This window comes from Roseofilum capinflatum BLCC-M114, from assembly GCF_030068505.1.
GTDB lineage: Bacteria > Cyanobacteriota > Cyanobacteriia > Cyanobacteriales > Desertifilaceae > Roseofilum > Roseofilum capinflatum.
The window spans coordinates 18,096-36,995 of sequence record NZ_JAQOSO010000043.1 but is presented as its reverse complement, the minus strand read 5'-3'; the positions used below and the strand labels follow the sequence as shown (position 1 = coordinate 36,995).

Below are 18,900 nucleotides of genomic sequence, written 5' to 3'. Positions count from 1 at the left end.
GGAGTGTTATCCCCAAACTTGGACGGGAACGAATCGCACGCAATGACATACTATACAGCGCTTCGCGCTAGGCAAAAGGCAAAAGTCTTGTTGCAAAAGCTTCTGAGCGTTCAACTCTGTATTCCCTAACAGAGCAAAGTGCTGTATCTTTCGTTATAGCCAGGGCTGATCCCATTCTCTGACCTTATTCCCCATTCCCCATTCCCCATTCCCTATTCCCTATTCCCTATTCCCTATTCCCTATTCCCTATTCCCTATTCCCCATTCCCCATTCCCCATTCCCTAGCGCGAAGCGCTAGAGACTCCTTTTTTGGTACAGTGAACCTAAAGCCAGAAACAAGCGGGAGGGTGAGAAGGGAACGTGAACGATCGCACGGGGAGTCAAAATTCAACCGATCGAGAGGATCGCAGTTCAAGGGGCGATCGCATTGCGGAAAGTTTACTTTCGGCAGGTAGCCCCCCTTCCACTGGCGATCCCTCTGAGGTTTCTTGGGATAATTACGGTGAGCAGTTATTAGATTTAGCCGCTCGAAATGGCGCAGAAGCGGCAGAGGTGTTTTTATCTAAATCTCATTCAACCCCCATTCTCTTTGAAGCGAATCGCCTAAAAAGTGTCCTCACTCACCATAGTGAAGGGGTAGCCCTACGCTTATGGAAAAATGGGAAACCGGGATTAGCCGTATCTCATGGCTCCGTTGCCCCCGAACAGTTAGTGGAAAAGGCGATCGCCCTTTCAGCACTGCAAGAAAAATCGGAGTATGTGGAGTTAACCCCTGGACGTAAACAAGTTTACCCAGACTTGGGCACATGGGTCGAGGGTAAGCAGCTCCTAGCCTGGGGAGAAGAGGCGATCGCCCAGTTGCGAGAGACCCAAGGGGATATTCTCTGTAGCGCTGAACTCGACAGTGAAGCGGAAAGCACTCGCCTACTCAACTCGGAAGGTCTCGATTGCAGTTATACCGATACCACCCTCAGTGGTTATCTGGCTGTGGAATGGGTACGCAGTGATGATTTTTGCACCATCGGTGATGGACAGGTGCAACGGGATACCCTGAATCTAGGGGAAATCGTCTCCAGAATTCAAGACCACCTGACAGCCTGCGATCGCAATGTTGCCGCCCCAAAAGGGCGTGTGCCGATTCTGTTTACCGCCAAAGCTGCCGATCTTCTTTGGGAAACCCTCAGCGCTGCCCTCAACGGTAAACAAGTCTTTGAAGGGTCTTCCCCTTGGGCTGACAAACGGGGAGAACAGGTCACCTCGTCCCAACTCACCCTGTACCAAGACCCCCAAATCGGGCCCTATAGCTGCCCATTTGATGACGAAGGAACTCCAACCAAGTCCCTGGTCTTTGTGGACAAGGGGAGGGTGAAAAACTTCCTGTGCGATCGCACCACCGGTCGCCAATTGGGAACCGGAACTACTGGCAATGGATTTCGACCCAGCCTCGGCAGTTATCCCACTCCCTCTCTGTATAATTTAATTATCTATGGTGGAACCAATCGGCAGCTCAAAGACTTAATTGCCTCCTTGCCAGACGCTCTGATCGTCGATCAAATCCTAGGTTCAGGAGGGGGAATTTCCGGAGACTTTTCCATTAATGTGGATTTAGGCTATCGAGTCCGGAATGGAGAAATTATCGGTCGCGTCAAAGACACCATGGTAGCAGGCAATATCTATCACTGTCTGCGAAATGTAGTAGAACTCGGAGGCGATCGCGAATGGAATGGCTCTTGTTATACCCCATCGGTCATCGTCGAAGGCTTATCCATTACCAGCAAACTAGACAATTGAGGATCAACAACGGACAATAATTCTAAACATTTTTAATTTTTTCGGCTGTCGCCGACCTGAAAATTTTTAATTTTTAATTGAACCGTGCGCCCTCTCCTTCTACCCAAACGACGGGTAATGATTGCCGAGGCTTGTCTGATTGGATTAGTCTCCGGTTGTAGCGCCGTATTACTCAGAAATGGCATCGGTACATTGGGAGGATGGCGCATCTGGCTCACCCAAATCTTCCCCGCTTGGTTTATCTTACCCCTCATGGGGATGACCTTTGCCTTTCTTTCTGGCTGTTTAATTGAAGCCTTTGCCCCTGAAACCCAAGGTAGCGGTATCGCCCAAGTCAAAGCCGTCCTCGAAGGAACCCCTCTTCCCCTCAGTTGGCGCACTGCTCTGGTGAAGCTCACGGCTGGACTCCTTTCCCTCTCCTCTGGACTCACCCTCGGTCGTCAAGGGCCAACGGTACAAATTGGAGCTGCCCTAGCCTCGGAAATTGCTCGAATTTTTCCCACCTCTCCCAACCATCGGCGGCAGATGGTGGCGGCGGGAGCAGCCGCAGGTCTGGCGGCCGGCTTTAATGCCCCGATCGCGGGCATGTTATTTGTCCTCGAAGAACTCCTCCATGATGTATCTGAACTCACCCTAGAAACGGCGATCGGAGCCTCCTTTATCGGTGCAGTCGTCTCTCGCATCTTTGGAAATGACTTCAATCTCAATCGGGAAGTCAGTGCCTCCGTAGCCCATTTCTCTGCCCCAGAAATCCCCGCCTTCCTGATATTAGGTATCCTAGCCGGTCTTCTGGGCACACTCTTTAACCAAGGCATCATTACCAGCCTCACCCTCAATCGTCGGCTATCCCTGACTCTACCCGCTCGCATGGCCCTAGCGGGTCTGATTTCTGGCCTCTGTATTGCCTTACTTCCTCCCAATTTTAATGACCATGCCGGTTTACGAGAACTCCTATTAATCGGGGATCTCCAAGCTAATGAAGTCATTCTCGCCTTTGTTGTCCATTTTTTACTCACCTGTTTAGCCTATGGCGCAGGCACACCAGGGGGACTTTTTGCCCCCACCCTCACCCTAGGAGCCGCTTTGGGGTATTTAGTCGGCTATCTCCTCGGTTTACCCCTAGGGGTTTCTCCCGATACTTACGCCTTAGCAGGAATGGGAGCCTTTTTTAGTGCGGTGGGTAAAGTTCCCATGACCAGTATTGTGATTGTGTTTGAAATCACGACTGATTTTAATTTAGTTTTACCCCTGATGATTGTCTCGGTGGTCGCCTATTTTGTATCGAGTTTACTAGAGAAAAACTCCTTGTATCAACGGCTGTTGATCTGGAATGGCATGGAACCGCAAAATGAGCAACGAAAAACGCCGGAAGGTTTTGACGAGTTAATTGCCGAGGATCTGATGCAGCGTCGGGTGGAAACCTTGAATCTCCATTTACCCTTAGATCAAGTGGTACAGGCTTTCTCTCGCTCGCACCATCGAGGTTTTCCCGTGGTTCATGAAGGACAATTAGTTGGAATTGTGACTCAAGGGGATCTAGAGAAACGCCCTCAGAATCAGAACGCCCTGCTCGGAGAAATTATGACTGCCGATCCGGTCAGTGTTGCCCCCTCTTGTCCCTTGAGTGAAGTAGTCTATTGTCTCAATCGTTATAAACTGAGCCGTTTGCCGGTGACTGAGGGACGTAGGTTAGTGGGAATTATTACCCGCAGTGATATTATTCGGGCGGAGTCGGATTTGTTAAGTGGTGTGGGGCCAGCCCTGGGGCCAGCCGGTGGTACTTCTTATGTCATTTATCAAACTCATGGCCCAGCCCTCGGTCAGGGGCGAATTTTGGTTCCGGTAGTCAATCAGCGCACAGCAGCCCTGTTGTTACAGATGGCAGGGGCGATCGCCGCCGAGCAGAATTATGAGTTGGAATGTTTGCAAGTGGCCGTAGTCTCTGATAATACTCCCGTCGATCAAGCCCGGATAAATTTTGATCCCTTTCAACGCTGGACAGACTATACCCACCGCCTGGGTGAAGATTTAGGAATTAGTGTACATACCCAGGTTCGAGTGACCCATGATATCGGGAAAACCATTTTGGAGACCATTAAGTATCGCCATGTGGATTTGTTGGTCATGGAATGGAAAGGAAAAACCACCAGAGAGGGGCGAATTTTTGGGGATGTGGTCGATACCTTGATTCGCCAAGCCCCTTGTGAGGTCGTGTTGGTGAAGTGGGCTACGCGCGGACAGCAAGCAAAATGGCATTTTAACCGGTGGTTATTGCCTTTAGCAGGGGGCCCCAATGCGATCGCCGGGGCCGAGTTATTACCGGGTTTAATCCATTTGCGAGAAATTCATTTGAGATTCCGTAGGGGGGAGCAGCCGTTCTCCCCTACTCAGTTTTTCCCACCCGAAATCCAATTATGTCAGGTCTGTCCCCCAGAACCCAACGCTCAGGTTCCCCTGGTATTGGGAGAGGTACAGCAATTTTTACTCAGTCGTCTAAAATCCTTTGGAGATAAACGCCACAAAAGTTTTCGATTACCGAAGTTAACTCTGGTTAAGTTAGTATCTGAACAAGTCAGCGAAGCTATCATTAAGCAAGCCCAAGAGTCCCATATTGATGTGGTGATCATGGGGGCATCACGGGAAGGTCTACTCAAACAGGTGATGAAAGGCAATATTCCAGAGGCGATCGCCTCTGGATGTGATTGTACCGTTATTTTAGTGCGTCAAGCCGTCTCCCTAACTCCCCCTTTAGACACTGGGGATTAAACCGGGGCAGATTTACACAGTTGGGAATTCAATGTTTAAAATAGAAGTAGACATTATTGTGAATTTTAGTGTTGTTTTTTTCTGATGAGGATCAATCGTTTATGTTATTTTCCTGGTTACCCTCCATGTCCTGGACTCGCACTCAAGGGACATTAGCAACCCTTTTAGCATTAGGCGTGAGCGTCTTTCCCCTACCGAGTCTAGCCCTAGAAGACCTACAATTACCAGAAGAAGTAGGATTACCTAGCCGCCGTCAAGCCGGTGGAACCCGTGGCCCCTGTATTACCGATCAAAACAGTCAACTGATGGCCATTATTCCTGAATTTAACGTAGGCCGCACCCTCACTAATTCACCAACTGTATTTGTGTATTTACCTAAGCATACGACCGATCAAGGGATGCTGATTGTGCAAGAATTAGATCAAGAAAAACTGGCTCAATCGGGCTTGACTTTAGCCGATATCGATGCACAAAATCAAGATCAATTTTTGAAATCAGAATTTGAAAGTTCTGTTCCTCTGAATCAGGAGTCAGGCATCTTAGGTATGCCTCTGAGCAACTATCCTGAGTTACCACAACTCGAAGCAGGAAAAATTTATTTGTGGGCGTTTCAGTTGGTTTGTAATAATACATTCAGCGACTATACTCAAGGATGGATTCAGGTAGTCCATGCCGAGGGAGAGCAAGCCCCCGTCAAAGCCCAATTGGATATGGCTAAATCCGATCGCGATCGCGCAAAAATCTATGCCCAAGCCGGTCTATGGTACGATTTGCTGGCCACTTTAGCTCAGTTACGTCACAGCGCATCTGGCCCCGATCGCGATCGAGCCACTGTAGATTGGCAAAGCGTCCTTACCCATCCTCAAGTGGGCCTAGAGCAGATTGTTGATGCACCCCTGTTATCGAATCGTCCAACTTCGACCGTTTTAGCTCCCTAGTCTACCTGAGTCAACAGGCGGGTTCATTAACCACTAACCCCCATTTTTAATGTTTTCTCCTGTCGCGGACATGACAATTTTTAATTGAACTATGACTGCCACACCTTATCGATGGGCGATCGCCAATTATCACCACGCCATCCGCGCTGGGATATTCAACGACCAAAATCTGGAACTGATACGCGGAAAACTAATCGTTATGCCACCAGAGGGAGAACCCCACGCTTACTACAACAGCGAAGTTGGGGACTATCTGCGGAGTCTGTTGGGTAACCATGTCAAAATCCGTGAAGCGCACCCCATTACCCTCACCAATGACTCAGAACCGGTTCCCGATCTGGCCATTGTTAAACCTTTGGGACGAGTCTACCTGGAACACCATCCCTATCCTGGGGATATCTTTTGGATTATCGAATTTGCCAACACCACCCTGACTCAAGATACAACGACTAAAAAACAACTATACGCTGAATCAGGAATCCCGGAATACTGGGTTGTCAATCTCCAAGATGGTCAACTCCAGGTTTACACTCAGCCCCAAAATGGGGACTATGCCACAGAAACAATCCTAACCACCGGAACCCTATCCCCCACGGCTTTTAAGGATATCGAGATTCAAGTCCAACGGCTCCTTAGCGCTTAAGCTAGTAGCCTATACAAGCAGATCCCGCCCACCCTACCCGATACTTTTATCCTCTGTTTTGCCTGTTATCTATGCGATTCTGTTCCAGTTTGAGGAGAATTTCTTGATGAACGGTCTGGGTAATGGGATAGAAATACGCTAACACTCCACCGAGTATCACACAGGCCAGGGGAAGCAGGGTAATACATAAACGAATGGCTAAAAGTGCAGAATCAGGTTGGACAGGAGCTGTTGATCCGGCGATCGCCGATTCATATCCCGACCACTCCAAAATCTGGCCCACCAAGGCTAAACCCAGGGCCAGACCCATCTTTTGTAAGACCAACATAAACGAATAGAACACCCCCTCCCGACGTTGACCGGTTTTCAATTCATCCAGATCGATCACATCCGGAAGCATCGACCAAGGGATTAAATAGCCCACAGACACCCCAAACCCGGCAATAATTGAGAGCAAGAGCATTAACCCCACTTGACCCGGTTGCAGCAGAAATAGCCCCAATTCCGTGATCAGCCAAAACCCGGCCCCCAGGTAATAAACCGCTTTTTTGCCTAACCGGTAACTGACTTGACTCCACAGAGAAAGCATTACGAGGGCAGTTCCTTGCACAGCCAAAGCGGCCACGAAAAACAGAGAATCGGGTAATCCCATCCAACTGACCACATAATATTTAAGCACCGTGGCCGTGACTTGGATGGCTAACCAGGAGGAGAGATAAATCCCCATCACGAATAGGAAGGGCCCATTGCTAAAGGCAATCTTGATTTGATCGACCAGGGGAATAGAGTCTTCAGTATGGGTGAGTTGTCTCTGTTTTTCTATGCGTTTGACCGGTTGGCGAGTGCCCCAAATGGATAGATAGAGGGGAATGACTGATAATACGGTAGCCAGACCAGCGAGTACCAAATGTTGCAGTTTAGGGTCTGGAATCAGTAAGGAGAGGACTAAGCCTAGGATCAAGGAAAAGATACTGCCGCCAATGGAGAAGGTGAAGCGAAATCCATTCAGGGTAGTGCGTTCATTGTAATCTGGGGTGAGTTCGGCCGTCAGTGCTACATAGGGCAAATTGACCATGGTGTAGCCTAGATTAAAGAAGATGCTGATGACCACGTAGTACCAAAAGGTTCCCCATTCACCGAAAGGAGGGACAACCCAACAGAGGAAGAAAAAGAGACCGAAGGGAATTGCGCCCCAGATCATCCAAGAATGTCGCCTTCCCCATCGGGATTCGGTGCGATCGCTTAAAAAACCAACGATCGGGTCATTAATTGCGTCCCAAATTTTACCAATCATTAACACCTGACCGGCTAAACCTGGGCTGATACCTGCCACATCGGTTAGGAAGGGTAAAAAGATAAACACCAAGAGATTGGCGGTAATGGCTGGCCCTAAATCTCCCAGGCCATAGGATAATTTCTGTAACCGGGTCAGGGTAGATGGGGATGCGTTGCTCTCAGAGGTCATAGGTTAAGATCTGCTAAAATTATGGGATAATTGGTTTTCCATGCAACTCGGTTTACCCTGGGCATAAGTATTTTATGATGCTCCCTCGATCCCCTTCCCTAATAGACTTGTGATGTCTGATTTATTTGTTTCTTGGTCAGAATACCACCAGAAGATTGAACAATTGGCAGCCCAAATTTATCAATCGGGTTGGGAATTTAATCAAATTGTCTGTCTTGCCAAGGGGGGTTTGCGTGTTGGAGATATTCTCTGTCGATTATATCGGAAACCCTTAGCGATTCTTTCTGCTGCATCATACACCGGCCCGGATTATCAGACCAGGGGTCAAATTCAATTTTCCCGTCATTTGTCTATGACCACGGAGGGTTTGGGGTCTCGGATTTTGTTGGTTGATGATTTGGCTGATTCCGGGATTTCGCTGCAAGAGAGTATCGCTTGGTTAAAGAATTACCGAGATCGGGAAGGAGAACCGGAAAGCGATCGCCCCCAAGAGATCCGCACAGCCGTATTATGGTATAAATCCTGCTCAGTCCTTGCGCCAGATTATTATATCGATTATCTCACGGATAATCCCTGGATTCATCAACCCTTTGAACTCTATGAGCAAACTCCCTTGGAGGAATTGGTGGCTAAATATAGCGCTTCGCACGGTAAGGGGTAAGGGGTAATGGGTAATAGGAAAACCATTTTTCACGCTAAATTAAGTCAATATAGCACTACGGGAAAGGCAGTAGGGGTTAAAAAATGTTCGCCCCTACTTTTAACTCGTTCATTTACAGCTCTATTATTGAGTCTCTTATTCACGGGATGTAAACCGAAATCTCCAGAACTGACCACAATTGAGCCTCTACCTCAAGACCCCTTGATTCAAGTTTATTTTAACTCTTCTGAAGCCTCCAGTTATACGGAACCTTATCGTGAAATTACTCGCTTAGGAGATGATTTAGAAGCGGTTATCATTGAGGAAATTAATCAAGCTCAAACCAGCATTGATATCGCTATTCAAGAGTTTCGTCTCCCCCAACTTGCTCAAGCTCTAGCCACTCAAGCCGAAGCAGGAATAAAAATCAGAGTTATCTTAGAAAATACTTATTCTCGCCCTTGGAGCGATTTGACTCCCCGCGAAGTTGCCCAATTAGACAGTGACGATCAAAACCAATATCGGGAATTTGTCAAACTTGCCGATATCAACCAAGATGGTCAACTCTCTGAGGATGAAATCAACCAACGTGATGCCCTGGTTATTCTGCAAAATGCCCAAATTCCGGTCATTGATGATACGGCGGATGGCTCAAAAGGCAGCGGGTTAATGCATCACAAATTTGTGGTGATTGATAACTATCGGCTGATTGTTGGTTCGGCTAATTTTACCACCAGTGGTATTCATGGGGATTTCTATAATCCTGACAGTCGCGGCAATGCCAATCATCTGCTGACGATACAAAGTCGCGAACTAGCGGCGCAATTTAGCCAAGAATTTAATCTAATGTGGGGAGAGGGAGCCTCTAGTGCTAACCGTCCTCAATTTGGACTGCAAAAACCTCTACGTCCGGCTGAAAGGGTGGTGGTTGGCAATACACCGGTTTCTGTTCAGTTTTCTCCCACTTCTCCCTCCGAGTTGTGGACAAATAGCGCCAATGGTTTGATTGGGAAAACATTGAAAACGGCTCAAGAAACGACAGATTTAGCCCTGTTTGTGTTCTCCGATCAACTTTTAGCTAATATTCTGCAAATCCAGCATCAAAATGGGGTTGAGGTGCGGGCGTTGATCGATCGCGGCTTTGCCTATCGATACTATAGCGAAGGATTAGATCTGCTGGGGCTGGCGATCGCCCGTGAATGCAAAACAGAACCCGACAACCGCCCCTGGAGAGCCAAAATTGAGACCGTCGGCACGCCAACATTACCCATAGGCGACAAACTCCACCACAAATTCGCCCTCATTGACCAAAAAACTATCATTACCGGCTCCCAAAATTGGTCAGAAGCCGCCAACCTCAAAAATGATGAAACCGTCCTTATTCTCACCAACCCTACCGTTGCCGCCCATTTTAACCGCGAATTTCAGCGCCTCTATCGCAGCGCCAGCCTCACCCTTCCAGAGCGCATTTCCGAGCAACTTGCCCGTCAAACCCAAGAGTGTCCCCAAATCGAAGCCCAAACCGACCACCCCATTCGCGGGAAGCTAGTTAATTTGAATACCGCCACTCCAGAAGAATTAGAAGCCTTACCTGGAATTGGCCCAACCCTAGCCCAACGCATTATCGCCTTCCGTCAACAGCAGCCTTTTACCTCCCTTGAAGATTTGGATCGAGTTCGAGGGGTAGGGCCGAGTTTATTGAGAAAATTGGAAGGACGAGTGACTTGGTAAATGTCGGTATTGCCTGATACTAATATTAAAGTTACATAGGGTTCAGGGGAGAGAGGAGTTGTTTTAAGCGCCGAATTTGTTCAGAGGTTCCCATACAAATGAGTAAGTCTTGGGGAAATAATAAGGTTTCTCCCGTTGGCGCACCGATGACGGTTCCATCTTGACGACGGATGGCGAGGACAAGAACGCCAGAGCGCGATCGCAGTTGCATTTGTTGTAGAGATTGGCCAATGTAGGGACAGCGATCGCAATCTAGCCCAAATTCTTCAATCAATAAAGAGCGATTTTTACCCGTAATCATGCCATCGACAAAATGCATCACTTGTGGCCGTAGGGCTGCTGTAGCCATTTTCCGACCCGCAGTAGTATAAGGAGAAACTACAGCATCCGCGCCTCCTCGATAGAGTTTCACGGCTGCTTCATCGGTACTGACGCGAGCGATCGTCCTAATTTGGCTCTTGAGGGTTTTCGCTGATAAAATTGTATACAAATTTTGGGCATCAGAAGGCAAAGCAGCAATTAAACAACTGGCTAGATGAATACCCGCCCTTTGCAAAGTATCATCTAAAGTGGCATCTCCTTGGAGGACGAGATAGCCTAAACTCTGGGCAGCTTCCAGGGCTTCTGGTTTAGAATCAACAATCACAAAAGGAACCCCTTCCTCATGAAACTCCAGGGCAATTTGTTGCCCCGTGCGACCAAAACCGCAAATAATATAATGGTTGACTAAGTTTTTCAGCACTTTCTGTTGTCGTCGCAAACGCATTCCTTCTTGAAAATAGCCTTGAAGGAAGGCTTCTGTAAATCGATTGACAATATACCCAATGCTAATCACTCCCAGAAAAATAAGAGCGATGGTGAAGATCCTACCCCGTGCCTCCATGGGTTCTACTTCCCCATAGCCTACCGTAGTCAGGGTAATAATGGTCATATAAAATGCATCAGGAAAAGACCATTTTTCAATGACCATATAGCCAATGGTTCCCCACATGCAAACGAATGTTAGGGCAAGAACGCCGACTAGGAGTTCTCGTTGCATTCGTTGATACTGTTGTTCGATGGAAGACACGCTCGATAGGGAATAGGGAATGGGGAATGGGGAATGGGGAATGGGGAATGGGGAATGGGGAATAGGGAATGGGGAATAGGGATCTCCGTGTTCCCGCGTCTCTATCTTCCTATTTTCTCCTGATTTTTCACTCGAATAATATCTTACACTGGTGGTGTGATATTATGCGGAAATTTAACCTTTGTATAAAGTGGGGAAACTTATGGGTGAAAAAGGGAAACTGAAGGCGATTATTTTTGATGTGGATGGAACGCTGGCAGAAACAGAACGGGATGGTCATCGTTTGGCATTTAATCAAGCCTTTTCTGAAGCCGGATTACCGTGGCAATGGTCTGCCGAGTTTTATGGCCAACTTTTAGAAGTGTCGGGAGGAAAAGAGCGCCTGATTGCCTATGTTTGTCAGTCTCATCCCCAGTTTGAGCCTCCGGCAGAATTAGAAGTGTGGGCGGCCCAATTGCATCGTCAGAAAACGAAGTATTATCGACAGTTGCTGTTAGAGGGTTCAATTCCCTTGCGACCAGGGGTGCAACGGTTAGTTGAAGAGGCTAGAGGTGAAGATATACGGTTGGCGATCGCCACAACTAGCGCTTTACCGAATGTCATGACCTTATTGGAGAAGTTTTTTCACCCTAGCACGTTTGAACTGATTGCAGCCGGGGATATTGTAGCCCAGAAAAAACCTGCCCCGGATATTTATCACTATGTTCTGGAGCAAATGAATTTGTCGCCTAGAGAGTGTATCGTGATTGAAGATTCCCCCGCCGGGGTACAATCGGCCACTCAAGCAGGTTTACCGACTTTAGTCACCCAGCATGAATATACCCAAGATCGTGACTTTCCTGGAGCGATCGCCGTTTTGAGCGATCTGGGAGAACCGGATGCTCCCTTTGAAGTCATTCGCGGGAATTTGGGAGATTTTACATATACCACCCTCGACACTCTCGCCTTTTTGCAACAGCAGGCCATGGGTAATAGGGAATAGGGAATAGGGAATGGGTAATAGGGAATAGGGAATAGGGAATAGGGAATAGGGAATAGGGTAGAGTAATCAAGCCCCCATCTCCCCACCAATTAACCATCAGCTACGACCGTGCTTTCACTCCCTTCATGGCTCGTTTTCACCCATTTTAAGGTTTTCGGGCGTACTGCAATCCGGGCAGATGTACTGGCCACAATTAAGAGCCAATGGAGCATATAAACTGTTCCCCTCAAGGTTTGCCAGAGGAGTGTGGGCAAATGGGCAACTTTACCATTAACGCGATTGACACGCCGAATCCCTTGAACCATAGCAATCACAGACATGCCGATCATCAGGGCTGTCATGGGACTATAAACCGGCAGCCGATTTTTGGCGATCGCCATTAAACAATCCGGAATTGCCGCATTGGGGAGAAAATATTGGATAATCCAAAAGGTCAACATATCCCAAATTTTCATCCACGATATCCGCCCACTAAAAATCAAGCGCCAATAATCCATATACCGTTGATATCCCCCCTCTGCCCAACGATTGCGTTGATGCCATAGGGCTAAAGGAGTGGTTACCCCTTCTTCCTGTACCGGGGGATCGAGGATAAAGTCCACATCCCACTGTTCCAGATGTAGGCGTAGGGTTAAATCCAAATCATCGGTAATTGTCTCCTCATTCCATCCCCCACATTGTTGGAGGGCCGTGCGTCGGATAAATTGACCATTACCCCGTAACTCTCCAATCCCTCCCAGGGCAATCCGTTGTTGCTGGAAATAGGAATCGAGGGCCATTTCCGAGGCTTGGCTTTGAGTCCAAAAATTGACCGAAGCATTGGCGATCGCCTTTTGCAGTTGAATCGCCCCCACTTCTTGGCGATCGAACCCTGGCAGTACCCGACGCAATAAATCCGGGGAAACTTGGGCATCCGCATCAAACACCGCCACTACCTCACCTTGGGTTAAGGGTAACACCTGATTAAGCGCCCCCGATTTACCCCCAGTTGCACTAGCCGATCGCCGCATGACATGCAGATGGGAATAGGTTTGGCCCAGGCTCTCCAGCACTTGGGGGGTGCGATCGCTACTGTTGTCATCAATCACCCAGACTTCATAGCGGTCTAAGGGATAATCCTGAGTACAGAGCATTTTGACTAAACGAGCAATCACCGTTTCCTCATTTTTGGCCGCCACCAACAAAGAGACAAAAGGAACATCTGCACCCGGCTCTCGATCCAGAGACTCTAAGGGTCTTCTCGGTTTAGCTGTTAAGACTCGAAGGGAATGAATCCCCATCAGGGCAAACATTCCCCAGATCAGCCACAGACTCCACGAGAGCAAATGGAAGGCGATCGTCCCACTCCAAATTACAATTAATAACACTGCTGCTTTTCGTCTGCGGCCCTCATAGACCACCTGATCGAAACAGGAAGCATTCATCTCCTCCTGCACCGCATCTGTAGACATGGATTGAAAGACTTGACGATCTTCATTTAGGAAATTCTGACGATCGTCGATAGAATTGGACTTCTCCGACATAAGGTTATGGACGCTCTTATCCTGACTGAATATTTGATCGATCCCCTCCGCAAGCAGAGGGTCTGTGCTTTATTGTAACGAACTGTGGATCGCTGCTTAGAGATCGGGCCAAGGAATCACTTGACAGTTACTCAACTGCATGGGTGACAATGTAAGATAAACTGAGAAATCTTTATTGTTAAGACACTGGTGTAAGTACAACGTTTATGACTACCGATCTCAGTGCCATTGAACCCGCTCAAGGTGGAGTGGTTGGGGTTTATCAGCCTTACTACCAAGGTAACAAGCGTGCTGCCTTGCCCTATGCCATAAGTGTGTATGAGAAAACCTCTCTAGAAGGGGAACGCCGGATTGAGAAAGGAGAGAGCATTCCTTTTTTGGCCACTTGGTTTATTGTCTCCAAACTCCCCGCAGATGAGACAGTCTGTCGGATGCAGTTTGATGGTCAGTCGGAACTGACCTACGAGGTGAAACTGCCCAATCATGAATTTATCGAGTTTTTGATTGAGTTGTATGTCAATTGGCGCAGAACGAAAATGATTGATTTTTCCCAAGCGTTCTACCGAAAGCTATTACGATTAGATGACTAATTCATGATGATTAACAAGTTGGGAGTGCGTGTGTGACGGGTATCAGCCAATATCTACTAATAGGTTCCCTAGAATCCTACAGTGGTAAGTCAGCAACATTATTAGGGCTTGGAGCGCAACTAAAAGAGCGAGGCTTCGATATTGCCTATGGTAAGCCTTTATCGACGGGACATGGAAACCTGATGGTTAAAGGAATGGATGAGGATGGGGCATTTATTGCACAAATCCTAGATCTACCTGCCGATCGCCTCTATCCGACGTTGGTTTCCATGGATCAACAGACCATTCAACAGCGATTATCCCAGGGTAATGCAGGTAAGGGCCAAGTCACGTTTGAACCCCATTATCCCCCATCTCCGGAGCAATTAGTGCTATTGGAAGGGCCAGGGACTTTGGATGAAGGGAGATTGTTTGGCTTGTCTTTAGCACAGATGGCCGATCAACTCTCGGCGGGAATTGTATTGGTGATTCCGTTTGATGGCCAAAAGGTGATCGATCAGGCTTTGTCAGCTCAGGAGCGTTTGGGCGATCGCCTGATCGGAATTGTCGTTAATGATATTACTGCCGACTTTATCGAGAGGTTTGACCAAGAGTTTGCCCCCTATCTCGAATCTCAAGGCATTGCCATCTTGGGCCAGCTCCCCCGCAGTAATTTATTGCGTAGTATTAGTGTTCGGGAATTGGTTAGCCGCCTAGAAGCAACTGTGTTATGTCGAGCCGATCGCCTAGATTTGATGGTGGAGAGTTTGCGGATCGGAGCCATGAACGTCAATTCAGCTCTGAAATACTTCCGTAAAGCGGAAAATATGGCCGTCGTTACTGGGGGCGATCGAACCGATATTCAATTGGCGGCCCTGGAAACTTCGACCCAATGTTTAATTCTCACCGGCCATCTGTCTCCCTCAGAACTCATTATTAGTCGAGCTGAAGAGTTGGAAATTCCTATTCTTACAGTAGATCTCGATACCTTAACCACTGTGGAAATTATTGATAATGCCTTCGGCACAGTACCGATCCAAGAGCCAGTTAAAGTCCAGTGTATGTCTGAGTTGACCTCTGCCCACGTTGACCTCGATCGGCTGTTGGACTCCCTCAAGAGCAATTAAATGGAGAGATAGGGAGATAGGGAGATGGGGGAGATATAGCCCATTGTTGACTCCTAATTTCTTACTCTCTACTCCCTATTGGCCAGTGCCGAGCGCTATGGAATTCCCCTCATCCGACAAATTATCTGCTAGAATAACTCCGTCGTAGAGCCTAGTTGTTATTGGCATTGAGTCAATCCTTAGAAATTCCTAAATTTGATACCCTAGAGCAAGAACTGGCAACGATCCAGCAAACTGGATCAAAGCGGCTGGCCCTCCTCGGTTCTCGCCATGTCCCCATAACTCATCAACATCTGATTGAAACGATGAGTTATTCCCTGGTTCTATCGGGAAACCACATTATTACCTCTGGAGCAACGGGCACGAATTTTGCCGCAGTCCGAGGAGCTATGCGGGCAGATCCCAATTTACTGACCGTCATTTTGCCTCAAAGCTTAGACCGTCAACCGAGAGAATCTCGAAAATTACTCGAACAAGTGATTCACTTGGTGGAAAAACCAGAGAACAATGAATTGTCTTTGGGTGAAGCGAGTTCGTTGTGTAATGGGGAAATTATTACCCGATGTCAGCAACTGATTTGTTTTGCGTTTCACGATAGCTGGACTTTATTGCAAACTTGCCGTGATGCAGAAGAGCAGCGTAAAGTGGTAACCTTGTTTTACTTTGATTGATGATTATGAGGTGATAGGTTTGTCCGTTTCTGTTTCTGCTCTGTTACTCTATGCGATCGCTGGAGCAGCGTTTTTAATCTATTTTCCCTTTCTTTGGGTCGCCTATGCCCGCTTTCAAGGGGGGATGGCTTATTTAGAAACCCCTAGAGCGCTCTCGGATCAATTGCCAGATTATGCGAAACGAGCCAATTGGGCCCACCAAAATTCGATTGAGGCCTTTATGCTTTTTGCGGCGGCTGCGGGGATGGCCTATGCCACTGGAGTAGACTCTATGGTGGCCGGTTGGGCAGCCTTAGTGTTCTTGATCGCTCGTGGGTTATATAGTATCTTTTATATTTTTAACATTCCCTTGGGGCGATCGCTCATGTTTGGCATTGGCTCCTTGTGCAATTTAACTCTGTTTGCCTTAAGCTTTCTGCAAGTGAGCAGTTAGGTTTTGGCTTTCCCCGAAATTGGGGATACACTCATATGGTGTTCGATAGTGTCTTAATTGTTCCTATGGCTTCTTCCTATTCCTTTGATGTAGTTAGTGACTTTGACCAACAAGAGTTAGTGAATGCTCTAGACCAAACCGAACGGGAAATTAAATCCCGTTATGATTTAAAGGACTCGAAAACGACGGTGGAGTTGGTAGACGATACGATTACCATCAATACCGATAGTAATTTAACCTTAGAATCGGTGACTACCATTTTGCGGACTAAAGCCGCCAAGCGTAAACTCTCGTTGAAAATTTTCCAATTTGGAGACATCGAGGCGGCTGGAGGCAACCGAGTCCGTCAGGAAATTAAGCTCAAGCGCGGTATCGATCAGGATTTAGGCAAAAAGATTAATAAGCGCATTCGGGATGAGTTTAAGAAGGTACAAGCCTCGATTCAAGGGGATTCTTTGCGGGTGTCATCTAAGTCGAAAGATGATCTGCAACAGGTGATTCAGATGTTGAAACAGGAAGATTTACCGGTGGACTTGCAGTTTACTAATTATCGTTAAGTTGGGTTATGGGGAATGGGACATCTTCCCATCTCCCCATCTGCCTATTCGATGATAATCTCCACTCGACGGTTGCGTTGTCTTTCTGAGTCGGAGTCATTAGCGGCTAAGAATTGAGTTTCTCCATAACCCACTCGGAGGAAATGGTAGCCATCTCCTAACCCAGCATAAAGATATTCATAAACCGATTCTGCTTGTTGTAAGGAAAGGTCTAGGTTTTCTTGGGTATCGCCTAAATTATCCGTATAGGCGTTAATTTGAATGGTCGTATCGGGAAAATTGCGTAAGTCGGCAATCAGGCTATCGAGTAACTCCGATTGTTTGGGATTGAGGGTGGTGCGATCGCCTTCAAACAGTAAGTCACTCGGTAGCGTTACCATGAAGACCTTGGGAGAAGCGTGACCCAATTGAGCCGATAACTGTTGCTCGAGTAAACTCAGGCGAGTCTTAATCGGTTTTTGGGGAAAGGGTTGATTGAGTTGGACTTCTAACTGGGTGAGGCGATTTTCCCAGGTGTTGAAGTCTAATCGAAGTTGATTGAACTCAGCTTGGGCCTGCTGGCGCTGTTCTAGACTCAGGGGAGGGACAGTGGCTGAAGGGCGAAATTGCCACCATTGGGCGTTGAGGGGATTAAACGGTTGCTGCAAAACCCGTTCAATCCAGGGCATTTGGGGATTGGGATCGGGGTAAAAGAAGGCGATCGCTATACCCAAAATAAAGGCCATAGAGCTGCTCACCCCCAGCAATAACAGGCGAAATAGGGTTACCAAGAGAAACGTAACCATATTTCCCTGAGATGGGGGAGAGGGGGGAGTGGGAGGGGTTGGGGAATCAGGTGCTTCAGTCACAGATAGGTTCTATACAATCAGCCGAATGGGTCAGCCCCGGATTGAGAGACCAAAAGAATCGTAACGTAAAATCGTCACCTGAGCAGTGCGATCGCCACAAGAACACAAAGAAATTTTAAATCTCTTCCCAACCCCTTCCTTTTAAAGCCCAATTCCCTGTACCCTAGTAAAAACAGGAAGGACTCATACTCCTCACTGGGGCTTTGCTTCTCACCCATCCCCCATACGCGAGATTGAAGTTCGATGCCTAAATTCCCACAGAGCCTAAAATCGCTCTTAACTAACCCCTCAGTGCTGCTGTTAGCACTGTTACTGCTGCTGCTGCCTAAATCTGCAATGGCTGGGGCCATGAAAGATTCGGCCTCTGGTAATTCTACCCCTGAAGCTGCTGCAACCCCCATGAACCCAACTTCAGAATATAGCGATCCCCTCGATAGTCCCTATCCGATTCCCTGGAATTGGGTCATGAATACCTATGCAGAAGTTTCTGCGGCCGATGGTTCAGGACTGCGCTATTATCGGACTCCTTCCTTGGTGTCTCCCGATGGCCAATATGCGGCCTATAGTCGGATTCAGTTTCAAGTCCGAGCGCAACTGCATTCGAGTCGAGTCACCAGTGTGATGTTTTTGGAGAATTTACAAACCGGTAATCTAGAGGTGGTGACGGCTGCTTCTCCTTTGGCGAATAATCCCTTTGATGGTAACCCAGAAGCGCAGTTGCCAGGGGTGATTACCATGTTAGTGCCGGTGTCTTGGTCAGAGTTGGGCGATCGCCTGCTGGCGCGGCAGTTTGAAGGCTTGTTTAGTTCTTCTACAGTATCAGATTATGCAGTAATTTGGAACCGTAATCTAAATAAAACGACCACAATCGCCCCTTCTCAGGTGGATTATAGCCATGCGGTACTCCTCGGTTGGTCAGAACATAATGCTAACCATGTGCTATTTCGAGCTGGTATTCTCGGAGATGAGAATTGGCCGATGTGGGCAGTGAATCCAGAGGGTAAAACACTACTGGCAACGGGCGATCGGCCTCAGACCTTTGGCCGTTCTGTCTCGGAAGCTTGGGCTGGCCCCCAAGCTCATTATCGTCGTTAACTTTGTTCAGGGTAATGCGCTTCATCAGAGTTGAGCAAGGGGCTGAGGCCC

The 18,900-nt window shown here is 47.9% G+C and carries 17 protein-coding genes; 13 read left to right on the top strand and 4 right to left on the bottom strand.

All coding sequences use genetic code 11. The features are described from left to right. The first annotated feature begins 427 nt into the window (after positions 1-427). The 4 genes from PMG25_RS08700 (at position 428) to PMG25_RS08685 (ending at position 6,139) form a co-directional block, all read left to right on the top strand. Complete coding sequence (locus PMG25_RS08700) at positions 428-1,792, top strand: TldD/PmbA family protein (protein WP_430540954.1); 1,365 nt, start codon at positions 428-430, stop codon at positions 1,790-1,792. 84 nt (positions 1,793-1,876) lie between these two features. Next, positions 1,877-4,558, top strand: coding sequence for a chloride channel protein (locus PMG25_RS08695; RefSeq protein ID WP_283766505.1), 2,682 nt, complete (start codon positions 1,877-1,879; stop codon positions 4,556-4,558). Between the two features lie 101 nt (positions 4,559-4,659). After that, positions 4,660-5,496, top strand: coding sequence for a DUF928 domain-containing protein (locus PMG25_RS08690; protein ID WP_283766504.1), 837 nt, complete (start codon positions 4,660-4,662; stop codon positions 5,494-5,496). A gap of 91 nt (positions 5,497-5,587) precedes the next feature. Next, positions 5,588-6,139 (top strand): Uma2 family endonuclease, encoded by a 552-nt coding sequence (locus PMG25_RS08685; protein ID WP_283764440.1) that lies wholly within the window; start codon positions 5,588-5,590, stop codon positions 6,137-6,139. A gap of 46 nt (positions 6,140-6,185) precedes the next feature. On the opposite strand, the gene PMG25_RS08680 is transcribed toward PMG25_RS08685, so the two are convergent. Next, the gene (locus PMG25_RS08680) at positions 6,186-7,604 is read right to left on the bottom strand and encodes an MFS transporter (RefSeq protein WP_283766503.1); all 1,419 of its coding nucleotides are present in this window, start codon (positions 7,602-7,604) and stop codon (positions 6,186-6,188) included. A 112-nt stretch (positions 7,605-7,716) separates the two neighbouring features. Between PMG25_RS08680 and PMG25_RS08675 the strand changes: the two genes are divergently transcribed. Together PMG25_RS08675 and PMG25_RS08670 are read left to right on the top strand one after the other, a co-directional pair. Continuing rightward, a complete protein-coding gene (locus tag PMG25_RS08675) occupies positions 7,717-8,265 on the top strand; it encodes a phosphoribosyltransferase (RefSeq protein ID WP_283766502.1) in 549 nt (182 codons plus the stop codon). Between the two features lie 6 nt (positions 8,266-8,271). Continuing rightward, on the top strand, positions 8,272-9,975 hold the full coding sequence (locus PMG25_RS08670) for a phospholipase D-like domain-containing protein (protein ID WP_283766501.1): 1,704 nt from the start codon (positions 8,272-8,274) through the stop codon (positions 9,973-9,975). A 31-nt stretch (positions 9,976-10,006) separates the two neighbouring features. On the opposite strand, the gene PMG25_RS08665 is transcribed toward PMG25_RS08670, so the two are convergent. Beyond that, positions 10,007-11,014, bottom strand: a complete 1,008-nt coding sequence (locus PMG25_RS08665) for a potassium channel family protein (RefSeq protein WP_347178788.1) — start codon at positions 11,012-11,014, stop codon at positions 10,007-10,009. Positions 11,015-11,246: 232 nt separating this feature from the next. Between PMG25_RS08665 and PMG25_RS08660 the strand changes: the two genes are divergently transcribed. Beyond that, on the top strand, positions 11,247-12,026 hold the full coding sequence (locus PMG25_RS08660) for an HAD-IA family hydrolase (protein ID WP_283766499.1): 780 nt from the start codon (positions 11,247-11,249) through the stop codon (positions 12,024-12,026). An 89-nt stretch (positions 12,027-12,115) separates the two neighbouring features. Here the strand turns inward: PMG25_RS08660 and PMG25_RS08655 are convergent, their stop codons facing one another. Beyond that, the gene (locus PMG25_RS08655; RefSeq protein ID WP_283766498.1) at positions 12,116-13,549 is read right to left on the bottom strand and encodes a glycosyltransferase family 2 protein; all 1,434 of its coding nucleotides are present in this window, start codon (positions 13,547-13,549) and stop codon (positions 12,116-12,118) included. Between the two features lie 206 nt (positions 13,550-13,755). Between PMG25_RS08655 and ebsA the strand changes: the two genes are divergently transcribed. From ebsA to PMG25_RS08630, 5 genes are all read left to right on the top strand, one after another. Then, positions 13,756-14,139, top strand: coding sequence for a type IV pilus biogenesis protein EbsA (ebsA, locus tag PMG25_RS08650; protein WP_283766497.1), 384 nt, complete (start codon positions 13,756-13,758; stop codon positions 14,137-14,139). Between the two features lie 32 nt (positions 14,140-14,171). Then, on the top strand, positions 14,172-15,245 hold the full coding sequence (locus tag PMG25_RS08645; protein ID WP_283766496.1) for a phosphotransacetylase family protein: 1,074 nt from the start codon (positions 14,172-14,174) through the stop codon (positions 15,243-15,245). Positions 15,246-15,412: 167 nt separating this feature from the next. Next, on the top strand, positions 15,413-15,916 hold the full coding sequence (locus PMG25_RS08640) for a DNA-processing protein DprA (protein WP_283764113.1): 504 nt from the start codon (positions 15,413-15,415) through the stop codon (positions 15,914-15,916). A 19-nt stretch (positions 15,917-15,935) separates the two neighbouring features. After that, positions 15,936-16,349 carry an MAPEG family protein gene (locus PMG25_RS08635; protein WP_283766495.1) on the top strand — a complete coding sequence of 138 codons (414 nt, stop codon included), beginning with the start codon at positions 15,936-15,938 and terminating at the stop codon, positions 16,347-16,349. 65 nt (positions 16,350-16,414) lie between these two features. Next, the gene (locus PMG25_RS08630; protein WP_347178786.1) at positions 16,415-16,906 is read left to right on the top strand and encodes a YajQ family cyclic di-GMP-binding protein; all 492 of its coding nucleotides are present in this window, start codon (positions 16,415-16,417) and stop codon (positions 16,904-16,906) included. Positions 16,907-16,950: 44 nt separating this feature from the next. Here the strand turns inward: PMG25_RS08630 and PMG25_RS08625 are convergent, their stop codons facing one another. Next, positions 16,951-17,754 (bottom strand): OmpA family protein, encoded by an 804-nt coding sequence (locus PMG25_RS08625; protein WP_283766493.1) that lies wholly within the window; start codon positions 17,752-17,754, stop codon positions 16,951-16,953. A 243-nt stretch (positions 17,755-17,997) separates the two neighbouring features. On the opposite strand from PMG25_RS08625, the gene PMG25_RS08620 reads away from it, so the two are divergent. Continuing rightward, on the top strand, positions 17,998-18,849 hold the full coding sequence (locus tag PMG25_RS08620; protein WP_283766492.1) for a hypothetical protein: 852 nt from the start codon (positions 17,998-18,000) through the stop codon (positions 18,847-18,849). Positions 18,850-18,900 lie beyond the last annotated feature (51 nt).